This window comes from Erwinia sp. 009765445 (genome assembly GCF_058137865.1).
Genome location: NZ_JBYUWC010000013.1, coordinates 170,398 through 174,237 on the forward strand (window position 1 = coordinate 170,398; position 3,840 = coordinate 174,237).

The 3,840-nt window shown below is 52.8% G+C and carries 4 protein-coding genes and 4 tRNA genes; 4 read left to right on the plus strand and 4 right to left on the minus strand.

What is annotated here, in order from left to right:
• Position 1 precedes the first annotated feature (1 nt).
• The 3 genes from AC3Y5R_RS15855 to AC3Y5R_RS15865 all read right to left on the minus strand — a co-directional run bounded on the left by AC3Y5R_RS15855 (position 2) and on the right by AC3Y5R_RS15865 (position 581).
• Positions 2-77, minus strand: a tRNA-Ala gene (locus AC3Y5R_RS15855).
• A gap of 45 nt (positions 78-122) precedes the next feature.
• Positions 123-198 (minus strand) — tRNA-Ala (locus AC3Y5R_RS15860).
• Complete coding sequence (locus AC3Y5R_RS15865) at positions 189-581, minus strand: hypothetical protein (RefSeq protein WP_489922137.1); 393 nt, start codon at positions 579-581, stop codon at positions 189-191. The genes AC3Y5R_RS15860 and AC3Y5R_RS15865 overlap by 10 nt, the downstream gene beginning before the upstream one ends.
• A gap of 33 nt (positions 582-614) precedes the next feature.
• Between AC3Y5R_RS15865 and AC3Y5R_RS15870 the strand changes: the two genes are divergently transcribed.
• Together AC3Y5R_RS15870 and AC3Y5R_RS15875 are read left to right on the plus strand one after the other, a co-directional pair.
• Positions 615-1,403 (plus strand): formate/nitrite transporter family protein, encoded by a 789-nt coding sequence (locus AC3Y5R_RS15870; protein WP_489922138.1) that lies wholly within the window; start codon positions 615-617, stop codon positions 1,401-1,403.
• 138 nt (positions 1,404-1,541) lie between these two features.
• Complete coding sequence (locus AC3Y5R_RS15875; RefSeq protein ID WP_158784198.1) at positions 1,542-1,901, plus strand: YfeC-like transcriptional regulator; 360 nt, start codon at positions 1,542-1,544, stop codon at positions 1,899-1,901.
• A gap of 47 nt (positions 1,902-1,948) precedes the next feature.
• On the opposite strand, the gene gltX is transcribed toward AC3Y5R_RS15875, so the two are convergent.
• Positions 1,949-3,364, minus strand: coding sequence for a glutamate--tRNA ligase (gene gltX, locus AC3Y5R_RS15880; RefSeq protein WP_489922139.1), 1,416 nt, complete (start codon positions 3,362-3,364; stop codon positions 1,949-1,951).
• Positions 3,365-3,637: 273 nt separating this feature from the next.
• Here gltX and AC3Y5R_RS15885 point away from each other — a divergent pair.
• Both AC3Y5R_RS15885 and AC3Y5R_RS15890 read left to right on the plus strand, forming a co-directional pair.
• Positions 3,638-3,713 (plus strand) — tRNA-Val (locus tag AC3Y5R_RS15885).
• A gap of 50 nt (positions 3,714-3,763) precedes the next feature.
• A tRNA-Val gene (locus AC3Y5R_RS15890) sits at positions 3,764-3,839 on the plus strand.
• Position 3,840 lies beyond the last annotated feature (1 nt).

The window sequence follows — 3,840 nt, forward strand, 5'->3', positions numbered from 1 at the left end:
TTGGTGGAGATAAGCGGGATCGAACCGCTGACCTCTTGCATGCCATGCAAGCGCTCTCCCAGCTGAGCTATACCCCCACTACAAAAAACTGTTTTTCAGGACCAAACCTACTGGTGAAGATTTGGTGGAGATAAGCGGGATCGAACCGCTGACCTCTTGCATGCCATGCAAGCGCTCTCCCAGCTGAGCTATACCCCCGAACCGAAAAACCTTGTCGTCTCGACGGCGGGGATAATATGAAACAGCGCCGGTGGTGTCAACGGCAAATTGCCAATCTGTGGTTGATCGCTGAAAAAGCCGCCAAGGCGCTGAATAAATGCCTGATCTGTCCAGCAGACGGTCAGCACAAACCACCAACACTCGCCAGCTATATGCGAGAAAATGATGCGCAGAGTGCAATTATGTAGTGATACGGCTGCAATCACAGACTCACAATGGCAATCATGTAAATAAGGCGTTAAACACAGCGCTGACTGGCGCTTGTTTTTGTTAAATTCTCGTGCAAAACTGCCCGCGTTTTCGAATGCCGGACCCCTCTCAGCGCTGGATGCGCGCGTTGTCAACGCGACGGAGCCGGCCATTCTTTCTTCTACTCCATAAGAATCAGAGCCACTATGTCCTTGCATTCACCGAAAGAAATCGCAGCGGTCGCCATCCAGTCTGGCGTCACCAAAAGTCATTTATCCATTCCTTCTTTACTGATCCTCGGTTTCCTGGCCGGCGCATTTATCGCTACCGGATTCCTGCTGGATATTCACGTCATCAATCAGCTCCCTGCTGAATGGGGTTCCTTTGGCGGCTTGCTGGGCGCTGCGGTGTTCCCGGTGGGGATTATCCTGACCGTGCTGGCAGGCGGTGAACTGCTGACCGGCAATATGATGACATTGCCAATCGCCTGGTTTGCCCGTCAGGTCAGCGGGTACAGCGTGCTGCGCAACTGGTTCTGGGTGACTCTGGCCAACTTTATCGGCAGCATCGCGGTAGCGTGGTTCTTTGGTCACCTGTTGGGCATGACAGAGGGGGACTATCTGAAAAAGAGCGTGGCTATTGCTAACGCCAAGGTACATGCCGACTTTATGCACGCTTTTATTTCCGGTATTGGCTGTAACTGGCTGGTTTGCCTGGCGACCTGGCTGGCCTTTGCCAGTAAAGACGTGGTGGGAAAAATTTTCGGCATGTGGTTCCCGGTGATGGCGTTTGTGGCCATTGGCTTCCAGCACGTGGTGGCGAACATGTTTATTATCCCTGCCGCCATCTTTGCCGGTCAGATGAGCTGGGCGGATTATCTGCCTAATTTTATTGCAGTATTTTTAGGTAATGCTATTGGTGGTGGGGTTTTTGTCGGCCTGGCTTACTACCTGGCCTGGCGTCCTCAGAATGAGTCGGTTACCGCCTCCCGCTGATTTTTTCCCCTCTGCCATCCTGCAGAGGGGTTGCTTTCCTGAGATATGTCAATTATTAGTCCCTCCTGTTAGTTGTTCACACAACAATTTCCTGTAATATGTACCCGTTACAAATAAACGCAAAAAGGATATTGCATAATGAAAAAGGAATGGTTAACGCCAGAAGAACTGGCGCAGGAAACGGGTTTCAGTCGGCAAACCATCAATAAATGGGTTAAGAAAGAGCAATGGACAACGGTGCCAAAACCCGGTGTTCAGGGCGGCAAAGCCCGTATGATCCATATTGATGAAAACGTCAGAAACTTTTTAAAGTCTACCCGACACGTTGCCGAGCCAACCGCGACTTACCGCGTGACACAAAACTCCCTTCCCGCTCTTCTGATGACTTCCATCCAACAAATGAACACGGAAGAACAGGAACAGCTTTACTCGTTACTGTTACGTGAAGGCATACAAGGCATGCTGCTCCGTCTGGAAATCGGCCAGCCAGAGAAGTAAAAAAAACCGGCCATCTGGCCGGTTTGTCATTTCTGCAGTGTCGCTGATTAAGCCTGGGCTTCGCGTTCCGCGATAAAGACCAGCGCTTTCTCAATACGCGCGATGGAGCGGGACTTGCCGATAGCCTGTACCGTGACATCCAGCCCCGGAGACTGGCCGGCACCGGTCACCGCAACTCGCAACGGCATGCCAACCTTGCCCATTCCCACTTCCAGCTGATCGGCCGCGCCCTGAATGGCGTCATGCACGTTTTCAGCAGTCCAGTCAGTAATAGCAGACAGTTTGTCACGTACCACTTCCAGCGGCTGACGGGCCACCGGACGCAGGTGTTTTTTAGCCGCATCGGCGTCAAATTCGCTGAAGTCTTCATAGAAATAGCGGCAGGAAGCAGCCATCTCTTTCAGCGTTTTGCAGCGTTCGCCCAGCAGCCTGACCAGCTGCGCCAGTTCAGGACCGGTGCGGGTATCGATTTTTTCCTGCTCGATATGCCACTGCAGGTGGGTGGCAACGTATTCCGGAGCCAGGCTGTTAATATAGTGATGGTTCAGCCACTGCAGTTTTTCAGTGTTAAACGCACTGGCAGATTTGCTGACTGCATCCAGATCGAACAGCTGCTTCATCTCCTCAATGCTGAAAATCTCCTGATCGCCGTGGGACCAGCCCAGACGCACCAGATAATTCAGCAATGCTTCCGGCAGGTAGCCGTCATCCCGGTACTGCATCACACCTACCGCACCGTGGCGTTTGGAGAGTTTTTTACCGTCGTCGCCGAGGATCATCGAAACGTGAGCGTAAACCGGCACTTCAGCACCGATCGCTTTAAGAATGTTGATCTGGCGCGGCGTGTTGTTGATGTGGTCTTCACCGCGGATCACATGGGTGATCTGCATATCCCAGTCATCGATCACCACGCAGAAGTTATAGGTCGGCGCGCCGTCGGTACGACGAATGATCAGATCGTCCAGCTCCTGATTGCTGAATTCGATCGGGCCACGGATCTGGTCGTCGAAAATAACCGAGCCTTCCAGCGGGTTGCGGAAGCGAACCACACAAGGTTCGTCATCAGCATGATGTTCGTGGCTGTCGCGGCAGCGGCCGTCATAGCGAGGCTTCTCATTATTCGCCATTTGCTCTTCACGCAGCGCTTCCAGACGCTCTTTCGAGCAGTAGCATTTATAGGCCGTGCCCGCTGTCAGCATGTCATCAATCACCGCGTTATAGCGGTCAAAGCGTTTGGTCTGGTAGTACGGGCCTTCATCCCAGTCGAGGCTCAGCCAGTTCATACCATCCATGATCGCGTCGATAGCTTGCTGAGTGGAGCGTTCCAGATCCGTGTCTTCTATACGCAGCACGAACTCACCGCCCTGATTGCGGGCGAACAGCCAGGAGTACAGTGCGGTACGAGCGCCGCCAACGTGCAGGTAGCCGGTCGGGCTGGGTGCAAAGCGGGTTTTGATTTTCATTAACAGCTGCCTTATTACGCTATCAGAATCGGCCATCGCCGGGGAGGTCTGATAAAGACCAAAAGAAAGTGGGCAACATTCTACCATCTGAAGACGAATCCTCAACGGCATTCCCCGGCTTCCATACCGTCTTCGGTGGAAAAGACAACAGCAGGCTGCTGTTTTTGCACAAAACCCCAACATCTTGTTTAATTTTAAGACGAACGCACATTTTCGTTTTAAAAACCGTTGACTCATTTCCCGCGATCCCTATAATGCGACTCCACACAGCGGGGGTGATTAGCTCAGTTGGTAGAGCATCTCCTTTACACGGAGGGGGTCGGCGGTTCGAGCCCGTCATCACCCACCACTCTAAAAGGTGGCTACGCAGTGTGAAGCAAGACCAGAATTCCTCAGGATGGGTGATTAGCTCAGTTGGTAGAGCATCTCCTTTACACGGAGGGGGTCGGCGGTTCGAGCCCGTCATCACCCACCAC

What these genes read in the sequence shown, in the direction of transcription:
- AC3Y5R_RS15865 (WP_489922137.1), bottom strand. Translation starts at nt 581, where the DNA reads ATGGCCGGCTCCGTCGCGTTGACAACGCGCGCATCCAGCGCTGAGAGG.
- AC3Y5R_RS15870 (WP_489922138.1), top strand. Translation starts at nt 615, where the DNA reads ATGTCCTTGCATTCACCGAAAGAAATCGCAGCGGTCGCCATCCAGTCT.
- AC3Y5R_RS15875 (WP_158784198.1), top strand. Translation starts at nt 1,542, where the DNA reads ATGAAAAAGGAATGGTTAACGCCAGAAGAACTGGCGCAGGAAACGGGT.
- gltX (WP_489922139.1), bottom strand. Translation starts at nt 3,364, where the DNA reads ATGAAAATCAAAACCCGCTTTGCACCCAGCCCGACCGGCTACCTGCAC.